The organism is Flavobacteriales bacterium (assembly GCA_016700415.1).
In the GTDB taxonomy this organism is placed as follows: Bacteria; Bacteroidota; Bacteroidia; order Flavobacteriales_F; family PHOS-HE28; genus PHOS-HE28.
The window spans coordinates 2521387-2545976 of the sequence record CP065018.1 but is presented as its reverse complement, the minus strand read 5'-3'; the positions used below and the strand labels follow the sequence as shown (position 1 = coordinate 2545976).

Genomic DNA, 24590 nt, shown 5'->3' with positions numbered 1-24590 from the left:
TCAGACTACGGTTGAAAGCAACTACGGATCAGGTCGAGAACCCCGGGAAGATCATCAACGATACTCTTGTTCTCAATACGCAGCACATGGATGTTCTTGGTATTCATGTATTCATCCCGCAGTCCATCATTGGCGGATGAAGTGGGGTTCTCATGTGATGCCCCGTCCACTTCGATCACCAAGCGTTCCGAAGGGCAGTAGAAGTCCGCGATGAATGGGCCAATACCATGCTGCCTTCTGAATTTCCGACCATCAAGCTGCTTGTCGCTCAGCGCTTTCCATAACGTTGCCTCGGAGGAGGTCATCCTTCCTCTCAGAGCTTGTCGTTCGCTTTTCTGTTCAGAGCGGTTATGGTACTTCTCGTGCATGGGTCTTCGGTAGCTATGCTCATCAAGCTACCTGTTCAAAAAAGCAACCGCATGTTCATCCAAAGAGAATGCACCACCCCTGCCCCTCCTTGAAAAAAGGAGGGGAAAACCGGCACTATCGTAAGATCGGCACGGTCACTTCAGCCGCGCCAAGTACTTGTCCTCCACCACCCGCATGGCCTCACGCTTGGCCACGCTCTTGTCGCTGTGGCCCATCAAGTGCAGCAGGCCGTGCACCATCACGCGACGCAGCTCCTGCTGGGCGCTGACGCCATAGGTCTTCGCGTTCTCCCGCACCCGGTCGTAGCTGATGAGGATATCCCCCGAGATGCCCGTACCTGTTTGCAAGTCGAAGGTGATCACGTCGGTGAACTCGTCGTGGCCCAAGTACCGCTTGTTGTAGGGCAGCAGACCCTTGTCATCCAGCAGAACGAAGGTGACCTCGCCGATGGAGTGCCCATGGTCCGAGGCTACGGCGCGGATCCATTTCCGAAGGCGTTCACGATCACGGAAGGCATTGGTGACACCAAGGGCCTTGAACGCGATGATGCCGCCCTGGGCCATTATTCGGCGACCGGTGTGAGGCTGAAGGTCAGCGCCACGGAGGCGCCGTTGTCCGAGAAATCCACGTTGTCCGCAAGGGCGCGCATCAGGAACACGCCACGGCCGTGCGGCTTTTCGATGTTCTGCGGGTCCGTGGGGTCGGGCAGGTGCTCAAAATCAAAACCAGGTCCTTCGTCGCTGACCATGAAGGTGATCTTCTCCCCTTCCGCCACATAGCCCAGTGTCACCTGCTTGGCAGGATCCAAGGCGTTGCCATGGTGGATCGCATTGTTCACCGCCTCGGTGAGCGCGATAAGGATGTTCCCGTACAGGGATTCATGCACGTTATACCGGCCACAGGCCTCATCGATCATCTTTTCCGCCAAGTGGATGTTCTCGGCCTTGGCGGCAAATTCGATGCGCTCGGTGAACTGGATATCCTCTGTTGGTGCTCCCATGGTCATTCTTCAGGGTCGGTCAAAAGTATCGAAATACTGATCCACACGGGCCTTGTAATAGGGCTTGAGCCCCGGAGGCACCGTGCGGAGCAGTTCTGCCTCACGCATTTTACTGCGTTGGTAGTTGAAAAAGCGGGCTGGATCCGGGTGATCGCGGTCCTGTCCGGAAATGCTTTCGCGCTTCTGGTCCAGCTCACGTTCACGCTCCGCCTTCTCCGCCTCCAGCATGCGCGTCATGATGTCCTGTTGGCGCTTCATCGATTCGTTCGTGAGGTTCTTGTTCACGATGTCCTTCTCGTTCTGCTCCATCTGCTCCGCGAGCTTCTGCAGGCCGTTACCACTGCCTGAGCCGTCCTTGTTCAACTCTTGGGCCATGCGCTGCATCTCCTGCCGCAGCGCCGCCTGCTGGGCCGCCAATTGCGCGAGCTGTTGGCTCATGCCCGGACCCATGCCTCCGGGGTTCTTTTCGCCGGGCTTTTCTCCGGGTTTCTTTCCTTTTTCCAGCGCCTTTTTCATCGCCTCCAACTGCTTGGACAAGGCCTCCTGCTGGCTCTTGATCTTCTGCATCTTCTTGCTGTCGCCACTGCTGCTGCCCGCGCCGCCCGGCTTTTTGCAACTACCCTTGCCCGGCATGCCGCTGGCCTGCTGCTGCATCTGCTGAAGGGCTTCGTCGAGCATCAGCGCGAGGTTGTTCAAGGACGTCATGGCACGCTGCTGACGGTCCGCTGCCAAGGGGCGTTCGCGGTCGTTGGCACGGGCTTCCGCAAGGTGTGAAAGGGCTTGGTCCATATTGTCGTTCACGAGGTTCATCTCGCGGTTCACCATGGCCTGCAACTGCGGCACGCGCTTGCTCAGGGCGAAGAGCGAATCCTCTACCAGCTTGGCGTCGTCGCGCAGTTTCTTCTGCTGCCGCCCGATGTCCACGAGGTGCGGGTCGCGCACGGCCGTGGCTTGCAGGTCGTTCATGTTCGCCTCTTGGTCGAAGCTGAGCTGGACGATGTTTTCCAGCAATTGCCGCAACGCGTCCATGTCCTCCTCGGCCTGCTCCTGTTGGTCGTCCTTCATGGCGCTCTTCATGTCAGCGGCCAATTGCTCCATCTGTTCCCCGGCTTTCTTCTGGCTCTCGCTGGCCTTTTTGTCTTGCTTCTTCTCAAGCTGATCGCTGCTGTTCTCCTGTTCTTTCTGGATGCTCTGCTCCTGCTCGTCCGTCTTCGGAAGGTCCAGTGGCCGCTCCAGTTCCTGGTTCTTCTTGTCCAGTGAATCCAGCTGGTCGCGCACGTCCTTGAATTCCTTGTTCAACGAATCCTGCTTCTGCTTCAGGTCCTCCTTGTCACTCTTGGGGTCCTGGGTCTCCTCGCTCAGCTTCTGTTGTTCCTCGGCGAGCTTCTCCAGTTGGTCGGCGATGTCCTCCGCCTTCTGCTCCACCTCCATCTGCTTGAACTGCTCCAGGGCGCGGTCCAGCTCCTTCTCCACGTCCTCCTGGCTCAGCTTCATGTCCTGCATCTTCTCCTGCAGCTGGTCCTTGTCGATCTTCTCCAACATCTCCTGCACCTGCTTGTAGAGCTCCTTCATCTGCTCGCTCAACACGTTCTCAAAAAGCTGCTGCACCTGTTGCTGTTTCTGAAGGATCCGCTCATCGCCCTCCTTGAAGCTCTGCTGCTCTTGCTGCGTCTGCTTCAACTGCTCCGTGGCGTTCTCGATGCGCTGCTCCAGCTTCTTCTGCCGGTCCAGCACGTTCTGCATCTTCTGCTTGTCCTGCCAGTTCAGGTCCTTCTTGTCCTGCATCTCCCGGCGCATCTTGTCCAGGTCACGTTGCAGTTCCTGCGCCTGCTTGATGCTCTCGCGGAGCTCGTCCTTGATCGCCTCGCCCTGCTTGTCCTGCTTCTCCGCCAGCTCCTTCAGCGTGGGCGCTTCGAAGATCCGCGCGGTGCTGCGTGCGCTTTTGCTGCCGTTGACGCCGTCGTTGTCCCACACCTCGAACCAGTATTCCAGCTTGTCCCCGGGCATCAGGTGCAGCTCGCCCAAGTCCTCGAAGTCGAAGAAGCTCTGGCGGGTGGTGTTCGGCTGGATGGCTATGTTCTTGCTGAGCTCGCGCTTGTCCGCCGGGATGCTGTCGCCGCCCTCAGTTACGCGGTAGTGGAAGGCCAGGCGTTTGAAGCCGTGGTCATCGCCGATGTCGCCCTTGAAGTACAGGCGGTGCGGTGAGAGGCTGTCGGCCTTCTGCTCCACGGCGATGGTGGGGTACAGATCGGGCACCACGTCCACGCGATACTGCGCCGTTGTCTGGGCCTTCAGGTCTCCGTTGCCGGGGATCAGCGAATAGGCGCTGCCCTTGAGAAAGCGCCGGTTGGCAGTGAAGCTCTGGTCGCCGGGGTGTGCCGGAAGCAGGCTGAAGGTGGTGTCATCGAAGGCGATGGCGAGCTTGTCCGCGCTGCGGGTCTCGGCTGTCCAGGTGACGCGGGTGCCGGCGGGCACGCTGATGTCGCCGGTGTTGTTCGTCACGGTGTTCTTCAGGCCCAAGTACAGCGGGTAATCGAGTGCCACGGTAAGGCCGAGCAGCATGGGGTTGGCCTCGGTGCTCAGGCGCATGGCCGCGCTGTGGAAACCGTCCGCGCCAAGGCGGAAATCCACCGGCTCCTGCACGTTGCGGAAGCGGTGTGTGAAGTGTGAAGCATCTTGGCGTACCAAGGGGATGCGCTTGTCGTCCTGCTCAAGAAAAACCTGCTGAGGCAAGGCGTCGCCCTGCATTTCCACCTGCAATTCGAAGTCCTCGTTCTCCGGCACGGTCAGGTCTTTGTTGCCTACCACAAAACGGAACGGCGCCTCCGGCAGAAACTCGGTGCTGTGGGCCAAGATCCGTTTCGTGGGACCGGTAATGAGGCTGGGCGCCGCGAAGAGCAGGATCACCAGTACGCCTACCGGTGGCAAGGCGTAACGCAAGTAGCGACGGTTGCGGCCCAGGTCGATGGCGGTGCTGAAGGGCACTGGCGAAAGCTCCCGGCTGCGCTGCGCGATGCTGGCCTCGATGAGCATCCGCCGCTGTGGATTTTCCTCGTTCTGCCCCCGCAATTGCAAGGTGTTCAGGAGCTTATCCTTCACCTGCGGAAAGTGGTTGCCCACTATGCTCGCCGCCTCCTCATGCGTGATCACCGGACCAAGGCGGAACAGCTTCACAAGTGGAATGGCTATGAAACGCACCAGCACCACGGTGGTCACGGCCGTGAGCAGCCAGAACAAACCGGTGCGCACCCCTGTGCCGAATTTCCCGAAGTACTCGCCCAGCGAGGCCATCAGGAAGAAAAGCACGAGCAGCCCCACGCTGTACAAGGCCCCGCGGATCAGGCGGTCCTTGTAGTACTTGCGGATGAAGCCATCCAGCTTGGCGATGAGCAGATCGTAGTCCGAGGCCATGGAACAGGGAAGCAGGGCCCGTAGAACGGTTCGGCCCCGCTGGAATTGTCCCGAAAGTTAGGCAGTATCTGGGCAGGAAGCTTCTGTACTACCCCCGCCGCACCCCGGCGATATCCCCCAGCTTGCAGGCCGTGCCCGCCAACGCTGCGTAGCCCGAATGCGCCAGTGCCTTTAGCTTGTTGTTGCGCCGGAACCACCAGACGTCCTTCAGAAAGAGCGGGAAGTTGTGCCCGTTCAGCAGGTCGAACGCGATGGACATCGTGGGCTCCAGCGACTTGGCCGTGTGCCAGATGCCGAAGGGGATGAAGAGCGTTTCGCCCGCGCCCACGGTGAAGGTGATGGGCGTGGCGTTCCGGTAGAGCGGGAACTTCTCGTAGTCCGGGTTGTCATGATCGGTCACCATGGATTTCCACGGGTCGTTCGGATCCGGGTAGAGGTATTTCTCCTGCCCGCGCGGCCACACGGTGAACTGCTTCTTGCCATAAAGCTGGTTGATCCACGCGCTGAGGTGGTAGTAGTCCAAGTGGATGTACGGGAACTGCCCGCCCGGCCCGCCGATGAAGAGTTCGATGGCACCGCCCCATTGCCCTTTGGAGAACCAGGAACTTTCCATCCAGTTCGGGGTGGCATAGTTCAGCCCGAGCGGCTTCAACATGGGCCGCACTTCCGGCAACTGGGTCTCAATATGGTATTTGCAGGGATATGGCACCGGGCGCGAGGTGTCCTTTCCCTCCACCAGGTCGAGGATCTCGTTCATGGTGTATTCCGTATCTTCCACCACGGTGCGCCGGCCGCCGTAGTTCTTGCGGAACCAGTCCGGAGTGAAGGTGCCGTTGGCCTCCCATACTTGGCTGGCATCCGTGAATACGAGCGGGATGCCGGGTTTCCAATGCTCCTCAGTGAACTGCTTGGGGCTCATCTCTTGGATCGAAGCGCGTTTGATCTCCATTGGTGGTTTTTCTGATCGATGGCGTTCTTACGTGGCTTATGTAAGGAAGTTGACGGCACCGGAGCACGTCGCACGTGTGAAGTCCGCAACGGTTTATCGGACCGCCGGACCTGCGGGTACCGAGATCACTCCGGAAAAGTAAGTGTAAAGGTGGTGCCTTCGCCCAGCGTGCTTTCCACGTCCATGTGTACACCATGCGCATTGAGGATGGTGCGTGCGCTGGTGAGGCCGAGCCCCATGCCCCCGGTCCGGCCGGAATAGAACGCTTGAAAAAGTCGCTGGATGTTCTCCTCGGCAATTCCCTTCCCGTTGTCGGTCACGTAGACGCGGACCTTGTCGCGATGCATCGCCGCCTTAAGAAACAGGTGGCCCTTGCCCTCCTCCATGGCCTCGATCGCATTGATGCACAGGTTGGTCAAGGCCACCCCGATCACCTCAGGGTCGGCCATCACCTCCCCTACGCCACTTTCCACGGAAACGTCGGCGCGCATCTCGAGCAGATCCATGCGGTCTTGGACCGAGGCCAGGGCGGTGTTCAACAAAGCCTCTACATTACAGGGCGTCTTGTGCAGTTCCTTCGCCTTGGAGGATTCCAGCAGGTCGGTGATGAGCTTGCTGATCCGGTGCATGTTCCGCTGCAGGATCTCGGAATAGGGTTTGATCTCCTCCTGCACCTCCGGTTCCAGTTCATCGAGCATCTGCTCGAGCGCCATGTGCAGGTTGGTGAGCGGGTTGCGTACCTCATGCGCGATGGTGCGGGCGATGCCGCCGGTGATGGCCAAGCGATCGCCTTCCGCCAACAACCCCTGGGCCCGTCGCGTCTCGGAGATGTCGGTGATCGTCACCACGAACCCGTCCAGAAGGCGCAAGGCATGCACATGGATCCAGACATCCGGGCGCTGCGTGGATTGTTGGTCACTCTCGTAGGACATCCCGGATTCCACCACCTCCAGCAAAACATTGAACAGGTCGCCCCCCAGAAGCTCGGGCATCACTGTCAACAAGCGATTGCCGATCAACCCTCCCTCCCTTCCACCGTAGATCCGCACACTTTCCCGGTTCGCCAGTATCCACTCGAAATCCACCACGCTGCCGAGGTCGTCCCGGATGCTCCGGAACGCCATGATGGAACTGGGAGAGCTGTCCAACACCCGCTTCAGCGAACGTTCGGCGAATTCACGGGTCCGGACCTCCTTGTTCAGCTCATCCACCTTGCGTTGGATCTCCGTTTCGCCCCGTTCCGCCTTGGCCAACGCCCGGAACAGCCGCCAGAACAGGATGCCGGTGGCCAATATGGCCAGGATGGAATACACCACCAACATTATGGGCGTGTCCGGTTTCAGGCTCCGCTCTTCCGACAGGTTGACGTCCCGGCTCCTTTCCACTTCGGCCGTCAATTGTCTTTGCTCGGTCCGGACCCGTTCCATCAGGTCCCGCGAGCGCTGCATTTGGGCCAGCTCCGTACCCTGAAGCCCGATCGGGGAGGTGCGCTCGGAAAGAAATTGCTCCTGAACGCCCTTGAGCATTTGCCGAGAGAGCTCCTGGATCTTGCTCAGGTCAAGGGATGTGGCACCGGCACGGCTCAGTGAATCCAACCGGCGGATGCTCTGTTCCACGGCCGGCTGTGCAATACGGAAGGGCAACACGAAGGAGGTGTCGTGCGTGAGGACGTAGCCCCGGTACCCCGCCTGGGCGTCCTTCAGGCCGGAGACCATCAATTCCAGTTCCTGAAGCACCGCATTGCCCTCCCGGATGCTCCGGTTGGCGGAGGAATAGCGGTCGAAGGTACGGATGGTGGCGAATAGGAAAATGGCCAGCAGGATCACCGTGCCGGCATACAACCCCCGGAGCAACCGACGCTCCTTGAGGTTTCGCTTGGCCGGGTCACCGATGCGGAACATCTTGCTTGCAGAACTTCGGGCCGCCCGATGAGCGGATCACGGGACGCCGTTGATCGCTGATGTTCGTGCCCCGTTCAGATCTCAATACCAAAGGATTTCAACTTGTTGTACAGCGTCTTGCGGTCAATGTTCAGCATTTCCGCCGTGCGCGACTTGTTGAAGCCGTTCCGCTCAAGTGCCTTCAAGATCGCTTGCCGTTCCGCTGAGTGGGACACCCCTTTCAACCCTTCGACCTCCATGGACAGCGCCGCACTACGATCCTGCGCCCGGAGCGCCGGCATGCCGCTGATGACCTCGGCGGGCAGGCCGTTCATCTGGATCAATGGTCCAGTGGTGAGCAGGACGGCGCGCTTCACCACATTGCCTAATTCGCGCAGGTTGCCCGGCCATGCATGCGCCTTGATCCGCGCCTCCACCGCCCCGTCGAAGCCCTCCACGGCCTTACCAAGCTGCGTATTGGCCTTCTCCAAGAAATAGTGAGCGAAGACCATGATGTCCTCCGGCCGGTCCCGCAACGGCAACAAAGCCAGGCCGAATTCATTGACCCGGTGAAGCAGGTCCTCCCGGAAGCGCCCCTCGGCCATGGCCACGTGCAGGTCCTCGTTGGTGGCAGCCAGCACGCGCACGTCCACGGTGATGTCCTTCTCGTCCCCCACCCGCTTGATGCGCCGTTCCTGCAGGACGCGCAGCAACTTCACCTGGTTCTCATAGGTCAGGTTGCCGATCTCGTCCAGGAACAAGGTGCCACCGTTGGCCTGCTCAAAGCTTCCCCGCTTGTCGCTCACCGCGCCGGTAAAAGCCCCCTTGACGTGCCCGAAGAGCTCACTACCCGCCAATTCCTTAGGCAAAGCCCCGCAATCCACGGCCACGAATACGTTCCCCGCCCGCTTGCTCTTCCGGTGGATCTCCTGGGCCACGAATTCCTTGCCTGTGCCCGTGTCCCCGGTGATCAACACCGTCATGTCCGTCGGAGCCACCAAGGCGATGTGCGCCGCCAGATTGGCCGCGTGTGGACCGCTGCCCTGTACGTAGTCCGTGCTCTTGGCGCCCGTCCCTTTCGGCTTGGCCTTGGGCGCGTCCGGCTTCTCCCCCGCCCCCTCGGCCAGCGCGTCCTTGATCCGCATCAGGATCTCGTCCGGGTACAATGGCTTCCCCACATAATCAAACGCCCCTTTTCGCATCAGGTCCACGGCGGTACGGACGTCGGAATAACCCGTGATGATGATCACTGCCGTATCACGCGAGATCCCTTTGATGTGCTGGAGCATTTCCACACTGTCGGTATCCGGCAACCGGTGGTCGCAAAGCACCAGATCGTAGTGCTTCTGTTTCAACAGGTCCTTGGCGGTGGATCCCCGTTGGGCGGAATCCACCCCGAACCCCTGCTTGGTGAGGAAGCGGGTTAGCAAGGTGCAGATGTCGGCGTCGTCATCGATGACGAGCAGGTTGGATTTGGCCATGGGGTGTATAACGGGGTTCAGGAAGTGAGACCCAGTGCGCGTAGGCCGTCTAAGATACTGCCCTTGGCGAATGGTTTGGCGATGAAGAGGTCGGCCCCTTGTTCCTTGGCATTTTTTCGCTCGTTGTCCACGGCACTGATCGCGATCACTTGCGTGTCCGGCTGGGATTCACGGATCTCGGGGATCAATTGGTAACCCAGACCATCGGGCAGGTGAATATCCAAGAAGACCACTTGGTACTTCGCTGAACCCAACCGCATCCGCCCCTCCGCCATCGAATGGGCCGCATCGCAGGTAATGCCCTCGCGGCGCAACATGTTCTTCAGCAGGAAACAGATCTCTGTCTCATCGTCGATCAGAAGGACATTCATTGGGGAGTTGCAATGATCATCGGAGGAGCTTTAGGGCATCAACCCGGATCACGGATCGACGAATTCGATGCTCAAAGGGTCAAGCAAATAACGGACCTTCCGGATCCGCCCATGAACAAAGCTTTGATGGCGGGGAAAACCCACCACGCATTGGGCAATTCCCCCCACGTCCATGCGAGCGCACGGAACATGGTTCTGTTGCGGCCCTGCAGCTAAGGATCAAACCATTTGCGGCACCTACCTTTGCGGGTTCGGTCGTCGGGACCATCCGGGCACCACGGACCCACCCCTGCATAGTTTATCCAAATCCCAGACCACACGAAGCCGAAAACAGTGGCAGCTCATCTTTCGCCACTATTAACCGACTGATGATCAGGAACAATAGGCAAAAGTTCCACGTGGAACATCGTTCATGAGCGATAGCTATGACATCATCGTGGTGGGCGGAGGCCATGCCGGCTGCGAAGCCGCGGCGGCGGCGGCCAATTTGGGCAGTTCCGTGCTGTTGATCACCATGAACATGGGCGTGATCGCCCAAATGAGCTGCAACCCGGCCATGGGAGGTGTGGGCAAAGGGCAGATCGTGCGGGAGATCGATGCGCTCGGCGGATACTCCGGTATCGTCAGCGATATCAGCACAGTCCAGTTCCGGATGCTGAACCGGAGCAAAGGACCCGCCATGTGGAGCCCGCGGACGCAGAACGACCGCGAGCTCTTCGCACATACCTGGCGGAAAAAACTGGAGCAAACCCCTAACGTCCACTTCCGCCAGGATACCGTGACCGGCCTGGAAACAGAGACCGGAAACGACGGCAAGGTTCGGGTCACGGGCGTGCGTACCGGCATCGGAAGTGTCATTCCATGCCGATCCGTAGTACTCACCAACGGCACCTTCCTCAGCGCCGTGATGCACATCGGTGAGAAGCAGTTCGGTGGGGGCCGCTCCGGTGAAAAGGCCGCATACGGGATTACCGAGCAACTCGCAACTTTAGGCTTCGAGTCCGGCCGCATGAAGACCGGAACCCCTCCCCGTGTGGACGGTCGCAGCATTGATTACTCGAAACTGGAGGAACAACGTGGCGATGAAAATCCGGCAAAATTCAGCTTCTCCACCGAGACCCGTCCTATTGCCAAACAGCTTAGTTGCTGGATAACCCATACCACGAACGAGGTCCACGACATCCTGCGCACCGGCTTCGACCGCAGCCCGATGTTCAGTGGCAGGATCCAGGGTGTAGGCCCGCGATACTGCCCCAGCATCGAGGACAAGATCGACCGCTTTGCCGACAAGGACAGCCACCAGATCTTCGTAGAGCCTGAGGGATGGAACACCGTGGAGACCTATATCAACGGATTCAGCACAAGCTTGCCCGAAGAGGTGCAGACCGCTGCTTTACGCAAGCTCCCGGGTTTTGCGGAGGCCCGCATCTTCCGTCCCGGCTATGCCGTGGAATATGACTACTTCCCTCCTACCCAGATCCAGCACACATTAGAGACGAAGCCCGTGGATGGCCTGTATTTCGCCGGACAGATCAACGGGACCACCGGCTACGAGGAGGCCGCCTGCCAAGGGCTGATGGCCGGCATCAATGCACACTTGAAGGTGGCAGAAAAGGACCCCTTTATCCTTCGTCGTGACCAGGCTTACATCGGCGTTTTGGTGGACGACCTGATCACAAAAGGCACGGAAGAACCCTATCGCATGTTCACCAGCAGGGCAGAATTCCGCATCCTCCTGCGTCAGGATAATGCCGATCTACGGCTTACTCCCCTCTCCTACATGATCGGACTTGCAAGTGGTGAACGCATGCAGCGCACGGAACTAAAAGCCGCTAATACGGCCCAACTTCTGAGCGCCTTGCGGACCGAAAGTGCAGACCCGGAACCCACCAATGCAGTGATCGTTCCACGTGGAACAGACCCCGTAAAACAGAAGGTCAAGCTCCACGGTCTGCTACTACGGCCACAGCTTTCATACGTGGATATTGAACCCCTGTCCCCCACCCTTTCCAAACTCACAGCGTCCTTTGGGGAGCTCCGCAACGAGGTGGTGGAGCAGACGGAGATCAAGGCAAAGTACGAGGGATATATCGACAAGGAACGGAACATGGCGGATCGGATGAGCCACCTTGAGGACGTTCCGCTGCAGGCTGATATGCCCTATGCAAAGCTGACATCACTCTCCATTGAAGCCCGCCAAAAGCTGGATAAGATACGCCCGAACACCCTCGGGCAAGCATCGCGGATCAGCGGCATTTCACCAGCGGACATCAGCGTGCTCATGGTCTACCTTGGCCGTTAAATCATCGATCGTTCCACGTGGAACATGCCCATGGAAACCGTTGAGATATGCCCCGTATGCCGGTCCACAACAAGCACCGTCGCCTTGACCGCGACCGACCATACCGTAAGCCAAGAATACTTCGACATTCGCAAATGTGACGGTTGTGGGTTCCATTTCACCTCGCCGCGACCCGAACAGAACAGTATCGGGAAATACTACTTGTCCGAAAATTATATCTCCCACGTCGCGAAAGCAACCAGCCTCAAAGACCGCATCTATCACCGCGTCCGCCGCCGTGCGATACGCCATAAGCACAAGCTGATCTCCGGCTACCATTCCTCCGGGGCTGTCTTGGACGTCGGTTGCGGCACGGGCGATTTTCTTGCCTTCCTACAAGAGAAAGGTTACTCGGCGGCAGGGGTGGAGGTGAGCCCGAACGCCCGTACACTTGCCGAAGCGAAGGGCCTGAAGGTCGCGGATAAGCTACAGGACATACCGGCCCAGGCCCAGTTCCAGGTGATCACCTTATGGCACGTTCTGGAACATGTGCCCGATCCCCGGCACACTCTGGAACAACTTTATGCCCGTTGCACGGAGGATGCCCTATTGGTGATCGCCGTACCCGACCACGATAGCTGGGACTGCAAGCACTATGGTGTGAAGTGGGCCGCTTGGGATGTCCCCCGCCACCTCTCGCATTTCCGTCGGGCGGACATGAAGCGGCTCCTTCAGGAAACCGGCTTCGAACCGATCGCAACAAAGCACATGTGGTTCGACGCCCCATACGTTTCCATGCTCAGCGAACAGTACCGCGGAGCCGGGCCGGAGGGGTCCTTGCTCAAAGGCGCTCTGTTCGGGTTGTGGTCGAATGTTGTCGCCTGGACCTTCGGGCGGCCGACTTCGAGTTCTTTGTATTTAGCTCGAAGGGCAAAATCCTCAGGAAGGGGTTAAATATTCGATTTGCGGGGATTTAGTCGCCGTCTGGTGGCTCACCTATAACGACCGGGAGAACGTTCGCTGCGTATCAGCTAATGCTGTCGGTGTATTATATTGATTATCAGCGACTTATCTTATACTCCTGTTTAATTCAAAAATCTACCTGCCGGTTCACCCATTTGACCGTTTGCCGCCCTTCCGGCACGGACCGCTGCAAACGAAAAGAAAGAGGAGCGCCTTTTTCATCGTCTTGTCCATTTCACCGTTCGCAGGCCTTTATCGGTGCGTACCTCCACAAGGTACACTCCAGGTGCAAGAGTGCCACAGTCCAATTGCATCGATCCCTCCTTGCCACTCGCGGCCATCACCGTCCGCCCCGTGCCGTCCAGCACCCGCACCTGCATGGAACCTGGCACCCCGGTTTGTACATGCAACGTCTCGCTGCCGGGATTTGGAAAAACCCGCAACCCCTCCAACCCCGCCACTCGTTCCTGCACACCCGTGGTAAGCCCGTGCAGCTTGCAGATCATACGCTGTGCCGGGTCGTTCACCGTGCCGTCATCAAATCCCTCGAAAGCTCCGGCTAAGAAGATGCTCCCGTCCGGGGCCGGAGTGATGGAGGAGATCCCACTATACATGAACGTGGAGTTGTAATCGTGCGTAAGGCCGCAGCCCTGCCCGGTAAAGGCCGTATTGAGCAAATGGCCCGTGCTGTCCAACAGGGCGATGCCGCGTCGCAACTGCCCGTCGATGTGGGTGAAGCTCCCACCGACCATGATCGTTCCATCGCCCAATTGCAGTACAGCATCCACACTAATACCGAAATCCCCGAAGGAGTGCGTTGGAATATCCTTGTACTCCGCGTGGTTGTTGAAACTGAGGTCCAAGGCCCTGTCCGGCATAAGCCGGATCAGGTGCATGGTGTCCGGATCGTTCGGGAAGACGAACTGCCCTCCCGCAATGATGCGCCCATCGGGCTGCTCCAGCAGGTATTTCGCATAACCCCGGCTGATGTCGGAATGGAAGGTGCTGTCCAAGCTGCCGTCCGGCCAGATGCGCAGGATGCGTCCTGCCGGTCCGCCCTCGTAAGTGCTGTACACCCCGCTCAGCAGAAAGCGCCCCAGGGTGGTGGGTTCGATGGTCCAGATCACCCCGTTGGTCTTCCGGTAATGGTAGGTGCTGTCCAATGTGCCATCGGTGTTCAGACGCAGCAAGGAATAGTAGCCCGGTGCATTGGGGCCGTATGGGTAACCCAAATGATGGTCCCCGGTAAATAGCACCTTGCCGTCCGTTTGGATGAAGATCCCGCCATTATTGAGAAAGCTAAGATCCGGGTAGGGTTGGTTCACAGTGGTGGGTCGGAACCCATAATCCAATTCCCCGGTCGCTTGGAAATACCTTGATGGAAAGCTGTTTCCGGAAGTATAGAAGTACGGACCAACAGGATGGATATCCCCCCCCCATTGATCCCCCAAAAGACGTCCAGGTCGCCAACGGGAAGCAGCTTCACCATCCAGCTCGAAAAATAATTGGTGGTGAGGCCGAACCAACCGGTAATGACCACGCTACCATCGGCCAAGGGGAGGGCGTCCGACAGGCCCGGCGGGTAGGTTACCGGAGTGCAGCGGAACGAGGTGTCCAAGGTGAGCGGTACCTGCGCCCCGCTTGGGCTGGCCAACAAAGTGGCCAGCCCAGCGAGCAACAGGGTTCTCATGGCTTTCGTCGTCACATCCATCGGTCAGTTCTTGAATATCAAAATGGTCCGCACTTCACCCCGTAACCATCTCGCCACTTGCGGTCGCCGTCTGCAATTTATGCCCGGAAGGTTTTCCTAATGTGTGAAGGCGAAGTACGAAGCTATCAGGCCAATTTCACCCCCTCCGAAACCTCCGTACCTTTGCAGCCCGAAAACAAGAAGCCAAATACGATGAGCACCCTCACCTCCCCCTCCCGCATCGCCGACCTGCTGAAACAATGGAACATCACCGAGGACCACTCGGGTGTTTCTACTGGTACCAAGTGGATGAAAGGAGAGGGGGAGCGCCTTGTTTCCTCTTCCCCGGTGGACGGCGCGGAGATCGGTACCGTGCGCGGTGCTTCCCGTGCGGAGTATGACCAGGCGGTAAAAGCCGCTCAGGACGCCTTCTTGGAATGGCGCACTTGGCCTGCACCAAAGCGTGGCGAAGTCGTGCGCCAGTTCGGCGATGAGCTCCGTAAGCACAAGGCGGAACTCGGCAAACTCGTTAGCTACGAAATGGGCAAGAGCTATCAAGAGGGTCTGGGCGAGGTGCAGGAGATGATCGACATCTGTGACTTCGCGGTCGGTCTTTCGCGCCAGCTGCACGGGCTCACCATGCACAGCGAACGCCCGGAGCACCGCATGTACGAGCAGTGGCATGCCATCGGCCCCGTAGGCATCATCACCGCGTTCAACTTCCCTGTGGCGGTATGGGCGTGGAACACCGCGCTGGCGTGGGTCTGCGGCGATACCTGCCTGTGGAAGCCCAGCGAAAAAGTCCCCTTGTGCAGTCTGGCCTGCCAAAAGATCGCCGCGGAAGTGTTGGCACGCAATAACGCCCCCGAAGGTGTGAGCGTGATCATCAACGGCGGACGCGAAGTAGGGGAGTGGTTGGCCAACGATGAGCGCATCCCCTTGGTGAGCGCCACGGGCAGCACGCGCATGGGTAAGGCCGTGGGGGCCGCCGTGGGGCAGCGCTTGGGCCGCTCCCTGCTGGAGCTCGGTGGCAACAACGCCATCATCATTTCCGACAAAGCCGATCTGGACATTGCCATGCACGCTTCGCTCTTCGGAGCAGTGGGAACCGCGGGGCAGCGCTGCACCTCCACACGCCGACTGATCATCCATGATTCGGTCTACAAAGCCTTCACCGACAAGCTCGTAAAGGCATATGGCCAATTGCGCATCGGCGACCCCTTGGACGAGAATAACCATGTGGGGCCAGTGATCGACAAGGCCGCCGTGGACATGTACCTCAAAGCCCTCGATGCCGCGAAAGAGCAAGGCGGCAAGATCCTCGTGGAAGGCGGGGTGCTTACCGGCGCCAAATACGAGAGCGGCTGCTACGTGAAGCCCGCCATCGTGGAAGCCTCGCCGGACATGGCGATCGTAAAGCAGGAGACCTTCGCGCCCATCCTCTACGTGATGCGCTATTCCGGTGATGTCACCAAGGCCATCGCCATCCAGAACGGCGTGAAACAAGGGCTTTCCTCTTCAGTGATGACCACCGACCTGCGTGAAATGGAGCGTTTCCTCAGCGTGGCCGGCAGCGATTGCGGTATTGCTAACGTGAACATCGGCACCAGCGGCGCTGAGATCGGCGGGGCCTTCGGCGGGGAGAAGGAGACCGGCGGCGGTCGGGAAAGCGGTTCCGATGCATGGAAAGCGTACATGCGCAGGCAGACGAACACGATCAACTACGGCACCACGGTACCCTTGGCACAGGGCATCAAGTTCGACCTCTGAGCGTGTTGGAGGGAAGCCGTTGAGGCACAGAGAAATGCCAATCACGGCGGGTGGCGAGTGATCGGACGACCGCAACCGCCAACGGCAACCTTGTTGTCTCCGTTTCGATCTTCACCTTTCTGATCTCAGCTTTCAACCCCGCGTGGGGACTTCAAGCCTGCGTGGTTTTATGTCCGTGACTTCGGTGGGCGACACCTATGTTCGTGCCTTTCTATAGATATAGGATGCCCAGAGCTCTGTTCCCAGCCTTTATCCTGTTGCTATTGACCGGTGCCTGCCAACAACCGGCTACCAAGGTTCCTGAGGAGAAACTCTTTACCGGGGCTTGGCACATGGCCTTGGACCTGGACACGACAAGCGCCTACAAGGAGCTTCCCTTCCAGTTCGAGCTGGCCCGAAAGGGATCCGGATGGCAAATGACCATCCATAACCAGGACGAGGCCATCGTAGTGGATTCCATTGTGTTGAACGGGGACAGCATCCGTATCCGAATGCCCTTCTTCGACTCGGAATTCCGGGGCATGGTGAAAGGTCAAAAGCTCTTTCAGGGCCTTTGGTACAACCACTATAAAGGGCCGGATTACACCATTCCCTTCACCGCTACCGCCGGTGAGCAACCGCGGTTCGCAAAGGCTGTAGTCACAGCCTCCACGGACGTTTCCGGGGACTGGGAGGTACACTTCACCGACGATGGCGATGATGAACCGGCCATCGGGATCTTCTCCGTGGACCATGGCCATGTAAAGGGTTCGTTCGCCACGGAGACCGGCGACCTGCGCTTCTTGGAGGGAGTGACCACGAAGGATTCACTCTTTCTCTCGTCGTTCAATGGCTCTCAAGCATTCCTGTTCAGTGCTGCGATCCGCCCCGACAGCCTGCTGGGGGAATTCCGCAGTGGCCACCACTGGAAACAGCCTTGGTATGCCGTACGCAACCCGCACTTCGCACTGGCCGACGATGAGACCATGACCCAGCTGGACATGAAGTATCCCGTCGCGTTCTCCTTCCCGGACACGGAAGGGACCATGCATAGTTTGTCTGACGAAAAGTACAGGGACCATGCGGTGGTGGTGGAGATCATGGGCACATGGTGCCCCAACTGCATGGACGAGAGCCGCATGCTGCATGAGTTTTATGCGAAATACCACAAGGACGGCCTAGAGGCCGTGGCGATCTGCTTTGAGCGTTATCCGGACAGTGCGGCCTCAGTGGCCGCCATACGCCACTTCAAGGAAAAGCTGGGGGTGGACTACGACATGCTTTATGCCGGCTTCGCCAACACGGACAGTGTGCGCAAGAAGCTCCCCTTTATCAGCCAGCTCAAGAGCTATCCCACCACCCTGCTCATCGGTCGCGATGGCACGGTCCGGCGCATTTTCACCGGCATCTACGGACCCGGGACCGGAGCGCGCTACACCCGCTTCAAGGACCGTATGGAGAATACCATCGTGGAGCTGCTCCGAGAGCCGGTGAAGGGCTGAACCGATCACTCCTTCAGGACGGAGTGGTCCACCACGATCCGCGCATCGCGGTTAGCCAATTCCCAAGCGGCGTGGAACACCAAGAGGGTCCGCTTGTGCAGCAGGTCGAAGCGGATCTTGTCCACCTCGTCGTAGGGTCCGTGGTAGTCCGCATGGACGCCGTTAAAGAAGAAGGCGATGGGCACGCCGTGCTTGGCGAAGTTGTAGTGATCGCTCCGATAGTAGAAGCGGTTGGGGTCGGTGTCGGAATCGAAGGCGTAGTCCAAGTTCAATTGAGTCCGGGTCGCATTCTCCCGCTCGATGATGGTGCCCAGTTCGCTGCTGATCCGCTTGCTCCCGATCACATACACATAAGAGGAGCTGTCCCCATACACTGTGTCCGTCCGTCCGATCATGTCGATATTGAGGTTCGCCACTGTGCTGTCCAACGGGAACACCGGATGGTCGGTGTACCACTCCGAGCCGAGCAGTCCCTTCTCCTCACCGCTCACCGTCATGAACAGCATGCTGCGCCGGGGACCTTGCCCTTCCGCCTTGGCCTTGGCGAATGCTTGGGCCATTTCCAGCACCGCCACCGTACCGGAGCCATCGTCATCGGCACCGTTGTAAACCTCGCCGTCGATCACTCCGATGTGGTCATAGTGCGCCGTCACTGCGATCAGCTCACCCTTTCTATCACTGCCCTCGACATAGCCCAGCACGTTTTCCCCGCTGAGTGCCTTATCCTGTGAACGATAGGTGAATTTGACCGGCACCTTGATGATGACCCGTTTCTTGCTCACGGTCTTCACGGCCTTCTTCATGGAATAGCGGCCCTTGTCCAGTATGGCCTGGGCCAGTTCCGGGGTGATCACCAGTATTTGCATGCCCTTGTCCGTCACTTTCTTCCCTGGTTCCGCCAAGCGCATCCGTTCCCGGTCCAAGAGCGGGCCGAAGCGTTTCATCATGCTTTTGGCGCTGTCGTTCACCACCAGCAACACTTTGGTCACGGTCTTGTCAAGCGCACTTGTCAGCGCCCGCATGTCCATGAACAGGTTGTTATCCGGCTTGCCCGCGTCAATGAGCATCACCACCTTGCTGCCGCCGCCCAGCCGCATCCCGCCGAGCGACACGGGCGTTGCCAACATCACTTCCGGAGCCTCCAAGTCCTGCCGGAGCCGCTCATCATTATAGAAGTAGTCCTGCATGTAGCCGTACTCCTTACCGTCCACCGCTATCGCGAGCCCGCCCGGCTTGGACAATACCAGCGGGTATTGCTGCTGGTAGCCGTCGGCCAGCATGCCCCGTTCCTCCGCATCGGGGACCGGCGGAATACCGAATTGCCGGAACTGTTCCTCGATGTACCTGGCGGCCATCTTCTGGCCCTTCATGCCGGTCTCGCGCCCTTCGAATGCATCACTCGCCAATATGGTCAGGTGCGTGCGCAGGTCCGCTTCGGTGATGGTGGACGCATAGTGTAGGGCCGCACTGTCCCTCTGGGCCATGGCCGGAGTGAGGGTCGCGATGAACGCGGCCAGAATAGTGCCTCTCCACATAATGCTTGCTATTGCTCAATGGCGGCCACGCGCCGTTGATGACGGCCGCCCTCGAAATCCGTTTTCAGGAAGACCTCCGTGATCGCAATGGCCTCCTCCGTTGAAATGAACCGTGCCGGCAATGCGAGCACGTTGGCATCATTATGCTGGCGGATCACCTCGGCCACCTCCACGTTCCAAGCCAGCCCGCTCCGCACACCGTGGTGCTTGTTCGCGGTGATGTTCACCCCGTTGCCGCTTCCGCAGATCACAATGCCAAGATCCACCTTCTTCTCCGCCACGTCCCGTGCAACGGCATGGGCATAGTCCGGGTAATCGGTGCTGTCATCACTAAAGGTTCCTTTGTCCTCCACGGTGTGGCCGGTGGCCAAAAGATGTTCCTTCAGCTGCTCCTTCAGCCGGAAACCGGCGTGATCACTGCCTATTGCGATGTGCATGCCTCAAAGATAGCGGCCACCGCAATGATCGAACATTCCACCTGTTGAAAAGGAAGTTATCCCGTGGACAACTTATGATGAAGATATTGTGCCCGTTCCGATCCCGTCCTGCATGATCAAAATATCCGGGGTTGCAAGGATCTTCCATCACTGAATTCAAACAGGGATCGAACGATCCGGAGGGACCCTTGGACCGGATGATCCATCAACACGGAAGCAACCAAGGCTTTGCACGATCGTTGATGATGGACCGCTCCTTCCACTGTGGGCACCGTTCCCCGCAACAAACACCGTCACCTCCTTTGTTCACGGCGTGTTGAATACTTTTGAGAAGTGATGAAGTCAAGCCCGGACCAAACCGATCGTCAACACGATCAACAGCCCTTATCATATCATCATCTCTTTTTTAAAAGAGTAATAATGATACTGATGTGTGTTGAAGTGGGTGTGCTGTCCGCTCAGGTCGGCGATGGCTTCCACCAGTACTTTTACCCCGATGGAAAAGTCAGCAGCGAAGGGATCTTGGTGGATGGCAAGCCGGAAGGCCATTGGAAGACTTTTTATGAGACCGGTGTGCTCAAAAGCGAAGGGAACAGGGTGGATTTCCAGCTGGACAGCACATGGTCCTTCCATGCCCCGGACGGAAGTTTGACCAGCACCATCGAATACAAGGACGGGAAGAAGAACGGGCCTTCGAGGACGTATGCGCCGGGTGATACGCTCGTCAGCGAGGAGAACTATGTAGCGGACGTGAAGGAAGGCCCTTCCATCGGTTTCTTCCCGGACGGGACCAAGAGATCCACGGTGGAGTTCAAGGACGGTAAGGAGGAAGCCAAGGCATATGAATACGCCGAGGACGGGAGGATCATTACCATCACGGACTGGCGCGCGGGTGTTCTGCAACGCAGGCAGGCCATCAACCGCTATGATGCGCAGCACCTACGGCAGGGTCCCTGGCAAGGCTATTGGTCGAATGGAAGACTGAAGTGGGAGGGACGTTTCGTGGACGACAAGCGCCAGGGGATCTTCAAGGAATACGACCAACAGGGTAACCTGCAGGACTTGGCGAAGTTCGACCAGGACGAAGTTCTACCGGACGCCGCAGAGACCACCTTGTTGGACATCAAAAACACCTACCATTCCAATGGGGCCGTGGCCAGCATCGGAAGCTATTCCAAGGACGGCAAGAAAGAGGGCCTGTTCCGCCGGTTCGATGCCAAGGGGAAACCAACGGATGCTTCGATATTCAGGAATAATGTACTGGTAAGTGAAGGGGAAATGAGCGAGGTCGGTGCCATGACCGGACCGTGGACGGAGTTCTACTCCACCGGAGAGAAACGGGCGGAAGGCCAGTACAAGGAGGGCAAGAAGGACGGGCCATGGACCTTCTATCACCGAAGCAGTGAGGTGGAGCAGAAAGGGAATTACCTGAATGGCCTGCCACAAAGTAACTGGAAGTGGTACTATCGGACGGGAGAGCTACATCGCGAGGAGAATTACAGAAAAGGCAAGGAGGAGGGGGCCTCGGTGGAGTATGAAAAGGATGGCACCGTGATCACTCAAGGGGAGTACATCGATGGCTTAAAGGATGGCATGTGGACTTACCACGTGGGCGGACATACCGAAAACGGAGCCTACAAGGACGGGCTGCGGGACGGCCCCTGGATCAGCCTGTACGACAATGGGAAGAAAAACTTCACAGGCTCCTTCGTGGGCGGGGAACGCAACGGCAAACAACGGTGGTACTGGCCGAACGGACGCTTGAAACTGGAGGGGAAGTACACGGCGGGCATGGAACAAGGTGACTTCAACTACTACGACAGCAATGGGATGTTGCTTCTCTCCATCCGGTACAAGGACGGCAAGGAAATGCGCCTTGACAATGAAAAACTTCCACCACCTTTCGAGCCGTCCGGCTTTATGCCATAAGGTGACCATGTTTCTGTTTATCAGAGATCCAAGGAAATGTCAAGCAAGGGAAAGGCTGAGGGGCCGGTGAGCGATCACCAGCCGCGCTACGGGGACCTGTTGGAGGGGGATCTGCTGGGTTGGTACCGCACATCCGTAACGGGCCGCATGCTGGATTGTAACCAAGCCCTTTCGAACCTCTTGGGCTATGGCACCCGGGAAGGGCTCATGGAGATCCCGGTGAAGGAGTTCTATTTTGATATGGTAGAGCGCCAGCGCTTTATCGAGGATCTTCTTTCCAAGAAGCGTTTGAACAATTATGAGGTCCTGCTTAAACACCGCAATGGAAGGGCCGTACATGTGCTGGAGAACGTGGTGGTGCGGGAAGAGCCGGGAAGGGCCTCCGTGATCGAAGGGATCATCATCGATATCACACCACTTCGCCAAGCCGAGATGGAACAACGTGAATTGGCCAACAGCTATCGCCAGCTCACGGAACGGATCAGGGACGGCATCCTGATCGTCCAGCAGGGAAAGGTGACGTACGCCAATCCCTCCGCCTCCACCGTGTTGGGAACAACCTTTCCCACGGATATGGAACTGGCCCAATTGGTGGTGGATGAGGATGTCCCAGTACTGAACGACCTGCTCGTAGCGATCCAGGGCGGACAAGAAGCAGATACCGTGAGGATCAATTTCAGGACCGGAGTTGCCGCACCATGCCCTTTAATGGTCTTTGGAACGATCACTTGGCACCTGGACGCCCCGGCCGTTCAGCTCACATTACATGATGCCGAGACAGAGCGGAGCCTGATGCAGGAACGGCTGCGCGCTACGATGGCGGAGGAAGTGAACGCCATGCTCCGTTCGGAGATCGATGAACACCAGCGCACACAAGAAGCGTTACTACAAAGCCGACGCTTATCGAAGAGCTTGATCGATAGTTCATTGGACATGATCGTTGCGGTGGACCCGAAAGGATTGATCACCGAGTTCAATCCCGCCGCCATGATCAAGTTCGGCCATGAGGCGGAGGACATTCTGGGCCGGAATTCCCGCATGTTATACGCCGACCAGGCCGAATTCGATCGCGTGCAGGAGGAAATGGCAGGTTATGGGGCTTATGCCGGCGAGGTCCGGAACATCACGGCCGAGGGAAAGGTATTCGTGAGCTTCTTGGCCGCCTCGCGGCTTTTCGATGAGGATGGTGTGTTGCTCGGTGGTATGGGCGTCAGTAGGGATGTCACCCAAGCAAAGCGGGATCAGGAGGCCTTGCGGATCAGCGAGGAACGATACCGTGACCTCGTGGACAATGCAACGGACCTGATCCACAGCGTGGATGCTACGGGTCGGATCCTGTTCGTGAACAGTGCTTGGAAAAGAACATTGGGCCATGCCGAGGAGGACACGGCCTCTCTGACCGTATTCGACCTTTTGCCGGAGGACAAACAAGGACCGGCACGGGTATGGCTGGCACAAGCGACCGAAGAGGTCGATCCCACGCCATGGCGGTCGGTCTTTATCACCAAGGACGGCAGGAAACTGTTGATGGAAGGCACTTCCAGCCTTCGACAGGAACAGGGAAAAACCGTGGCCGTACGCAGCATCTTCCGCGATATCACCGCCGCGAACGCGGCACAGGAGCAGCTGCTTAAGCATGCTGCCAAGGAAAAAGCCCTCTTTGAAGCCAGCGAACACCTGTTCTGGACAGTGGACCGCCGCATCGCCCTCACCAGCTTCAACCAAGGTTACCTGAACATGGTGAAGCGGCTCCATGGGACCGTTCCCCACATCAACACCGACCCGGACATGCCGCGTGACCTCTTCGCCCCGGAGGACTACCATGATTTCTGGAAGGGGAAATACGATGAGGTGTTCGCAGGAAATACGGTACGTTTTGAAACGGACCGAACAGACCGGAACGGGGAGCGCGTCTGCAACGAGATCTACCTCAGCCCCGTGCGGGACAGCGAGGGCAACGTGGTGGAGGCTTTCGGCATCGGACACGAGATCACCGCCGAACGCGTTGCCGAGGCCCGGGTGCGCGAGCAGGCGGCAAAGCTCAACGCCATCTTCGAGAGCAGCGCCGATGTGATGATCTGGGGCTTGGACAGGGATTTCCGGGTCACCGCCTGCAATAAGCACTTCAGGCAAATTACAAAGCTGCACTATGGAATGGATGTGAAGATCGGCGTGGATCTTCGAAGTGCATTTCAACGGTTCATACTGCCGGAACAGGAAAGGGAATTTCTGCAATTGGCCAGATCGGTGTTCGCAGGAAATGCCCAACACCATGAAACAGAAATGAGGAGGAGGGACGGCTCCGTGATCTGGATCGAGTTCTTTGTCAGCCCCATCATGGCGGACGGGGTGATCAACGAGGTGAGTTGCATGGCGCACGACATCACCGAGAAAAAGAAGACGGAACAGGCCGTGATGGAAAGCCTCCGGGAGAAGGAGGTCCTATTGAAGGAAGTACACCACCGCGTGAAGAACAACCTGCAGATCATCAGCAGCATATTCAGCCTGCAGCGCGATCACGTAGCGGACGATCCCCGGTCCTTGGCCCTGTTGCACGAGAGCCAGAACCGGATCCGCAGCATGTCCTTCATCCATGAAAGCCTGTACCAGAACACGAATTTCAGCCAAGTGGACTTTGCCCAGTATATCGGGGGCTTGAGCCGCAACCTGGTGATGAGCTATTCACTCACCGGAAAAGTGTTGCTCCATACTGAACTTCAACCCCTGATGCTCGATCTGGACAAGGCCATCCCGTGCGGGCTTATTTTGAACGAATTGATCAGTAATGCGTTAAAGCACGCATTCCCGGGGAACAATGGAGGTAACATCAACATCGGGCTGGTCGAGGAGGAGGGTACTGTACGCATCACCTTGGGTGATGATGGGGCGGGATTCCCGGCTGACTATGTGGAGGACCGGGACCGGGGCCTTGGTATGGAGCTCGTGGAGATGCTGATCGACCAACTGGACGGACAAATTGGACGATCCGGTCCAGAAGAAGCACAGGGAACCTCCTATTTGATTACTTTTGAACGTTACTGAT

General features: G+C 58.3%; 18 protein-coding genes. 6 read left to right on the top strand and 12 right to left on the bottom strand.

Features of this window, described 5'->3' with window-relative positions:
• Window positions 1-5 precede the first annotated feature (5 nt).
• The 8 genes from IPP95_10705 to IPP95_10670 form a co-directional block, all read right to left on the bottom strand.
• Window positions 6-368 (bottom strand): DUF559 domain-containing protein, encoded by a 363-nt coding sequence (locus IPP95_10705; protein QQS71653.1) that lies wholly within the window; start codon window positions 366-368, stop codon window positions 6-8.
• A 135-nt stretch (window positions 369-503) separates the two neighbouring features.
• Window positions 504-932 carry an rRNA maturation RNase YbeY gene (gene ybeY, locus IPP95_10700; GenBank protein ID QQS71652.1) on the bottom strand — a complete coding sequence of 143 codons (429 nt, stop codon included), beginning with the start codon at window positions 930-932 and terminating at the stop codon, window positions 504-506.
• The gene (locus tag IPP95_10695; protein QQS74249.1) at window positions 932-1348 is read right to left on the bottom strand and encodes an ATP-binding protein; all 417 of its coding nucleotides are present in this window, start codon (window positions 1346-1348) and stop codon (window positions 932-934) included. Before IPP95_10695 ends, ybeY begins: the two co-directional genes overlap by 1 nt.
• A gap of 30 nt (window positions 1349-1378) precedes the next feature.
• Complete coding sequence (locus IPP95_10690) at window positions 1379-4780, bottom strand: DUF4175 domain-containing protein (protein ID QQS71651.1); 3402 nt, start codon at window positions 4778-4780, stop codon at window positions 1379-1381.
• Window positions 4781-4868: 88 nt separating this feature from the next.
• Entirely contained in the window at window positions 4869-5729 is an 861-nt protein-coding gene (locus tag IPP95_10685) for a cupin-like domain-containing protein (protein QQS71650.1), read from the bottom strand.
• 125 nt (window positions 5730-5854) lie between these two features.
• Window positions 5855-7630, bottom strand: a complete 1776-nt coding sequence (locus tag IPP95_10680) for a CHASE3 domain-containing protein (protein ID QQS71649.1) — start codon at window positions 7628-7630, stop codon at window positions 5855-5857.
• 74 nt (window positions 7631-7704) lie between these two features.
• Entirely contained in the window at window positions 7705-9090 is a 1386-nt protein-coding gene (locus tag IPP95_10675) for a sigma-54-dependent Fis family transcriptional regulator (protein ID QQS71648.1), read from the bottom strand.
• A gap of 17 nt (window positions 9091-9107) precedes the next feature.
• Entirely contained in the window at window positions 9108-9461 is a 354-nt protein-coding gene (locus IPP95_10670) for a response regulator (protein QQS71647.1), read from the bottom strand.
• 412 nt (window positions 9462-9873) lie between these two features.
• Between IPP95_10670 and mnmG the strand changes: the two genes are divergently transcribed.
• Window positions 9874-11763 (top strand): tRNA uridine-5-carboxymethylaminomethyl(34) synthesis enzyme MnmG, encoded by a 1890-nt coding sequence (gene mnmG, locus IPP95_10665; GenBank protein QQS71646.1) that lies wholly within the window; start codon window positions 9874-9876, stop codon window positions 11761-11763.
• Window positions 11764-11793: 30 nt separating this feature from the next.
• A complete protein-coding gene (locus IPP95_10660; protein ID QQS71645.1) occupies window positions 11794-12696 on the top strand; it encodes a class I SAM-dependent methyltransferase in 903 nt (300 codons plus the stop codon).
• 227 nt (window positions 12697-12923) lie between these two features.
• On the opposite strand, the gene IPP95_10655 is transcribed toward IPP95_10660, so the two are convergent.
• Together IPP95_10655 and IPP95_10650 are read right to left on the bottom strand one after the other, a co-directional pair.
• Window positions 12924-14030, bottom strand: a complete 1107-nt coding sequence (locus tag IPP95_10655; GenBank protein ID QQS71644.1) for a T9SS type A sorting domain-containing protein — start codon at window positions 14028-14030, stop codon at window positions 12924-12926.
• On the bottom strand, window positions 14027-14395 hold the full coding sequence (locus tag IPP95_10650; GenBank protein QQS71643.1) for a hypothetical protein: 369 nt from the start codon (window positions 14393-14395) through the stop codon (window positions 14027-14029). The genes IPP95_10655 and IPP95_10650 overlap by 4 nt, the downstream gene beginning before the upstream one ends.
• A 213-nt stretch (window positions 14396-14608) precedes the next feature.
• Between IPP95_10650 and IPP95_10645 the strand changes: the two genes are divergently transcribed.
• Together IPP95_10645 and IPP95_10640 are read left to right on the top strand one after the other, a co-directional pair.
• On the top strand, window positions 14609-16165 hold the full coding sequence (locus IPP95_10645) for an aldehyde dehydrogenase family protein (protein QQS71642.1): 1557 nt from the start codon (window positions 14609-14611) through the stop codon (window positions 16163-16165).
• Between the two features lie 224 nt (window positions 16166-16389).
• Window positions 16390-17646, top strand: coding sequence for a TlpA family protein disulfide reductase (locus IPP95_10640; protein QQS71641.1), 1257 nt, complete (start codon window positions 16390-16392; stop codon window positions 17644-17646).
• A 5-nt stretch (window positions 17647-17651) separates the two neighbouring features.
• On the opposite strand, the gene IPP95_10635 is transcribed toward IPP95_10640, so the two are convergent.
• A complete protein-coding gene (locus IPP95_10635; GenBank protein ID QQS71640.1) occupies window positions 17652-19181 on the bottom strand; it encodes a M28 family peptidase in 1530 nt (509 codons plus the stop codon).
• A gap of 8 nt (window positions 19182-19189) precedes the next feature.
• Entirely contained in the window at window positions 19190-19618 is a 429-nt protein-coding gene (rpiB, locus tag IPP95_10630; GenBank protein QQS71639.1) for a ribose 5-phosphate isomerase B, read from the bottom strand.
• A gap of 429 nt (window positions 19619-20047) precedes the next feature.
• Here rpiB and IPP95_10625 point away from each other — a divergent pair, with 429 nt between their 5' ends.
• Both IPP95_10625 and IPP95_10620 read left to right on the top strand, forming a co-directional pair.
• Window positions 20048-21547 (top strand): toxin-antitoxin system YwqK family antitoxin, encoded by a 1500-nt coding sequence (locus IPP95_10625; GenBank protein ID QQS71638.1) that lies wholly within the window; start codon window positions 20048-20050, stop codon window positions 21545-21547.
• A gap of 36 nt (window positions 21548-21583) precedes the next feature.
• Entirely contained in the window at window positions 21584-24589 is a 3006-nt protein-coding gene (locus IPP95_10620; GenBank protein QQS71637.1) for a PAS domain S-box protein, read from the top strand.
• The last annotated feature ends 1 nt before the right edge of the window (window position 24590 follow it).